This is a genomic window from Gilvimarinus sp. 1_MG-2023, from assembly GCF_030548285.1.
Genome location: NZ_JAUOSC010001184.1, coordinates 1 through 262, shown reverse-complemented (window position 1 = coordinate 262; position 262 = coordinate 1). Strand labels below are relative to the sequence as shown.

Sequence of the window (262 nt, the reverse complement as noted above, 5' to 3'; positions counted from 1 at the left end):
GCCATAAAGACGGCGGCGTTACGGGCTGCCAGTCGCCGCGGTTCGAGCATGATGATCTGTTGCCCGGCCAGCCAGGGCGCATCCATTAGCGCCAGCGGCACACGAGTGGTTTTACCCGCACCGGGTTCGGCAGTCAGTAGCAGGGCGGGGTGGTCGGCCAGTTGTGCAGAGATATTGGCGAGCTGGGTATCAACAGGAAAGGCAGGACGGCAAGGATTCATTGGTATAATTACGAGTCTATAGCTAGCATTCAAGTATATAC

The 262-nt window shown here is 57.3% G+C and carries 1 protein-coding gene; it reads right to left on the bottom strand.

The features are described from left to right. Window positions 1-221 (bottom strand): hypothetical protein (locus tag Q4563_RS20595; protein WP_303605838.1); only part of this gene is annotated, 221 nt, incomplete at its 3' end. Window positions 222-262 lie beyond the last annotated feature (41 nt).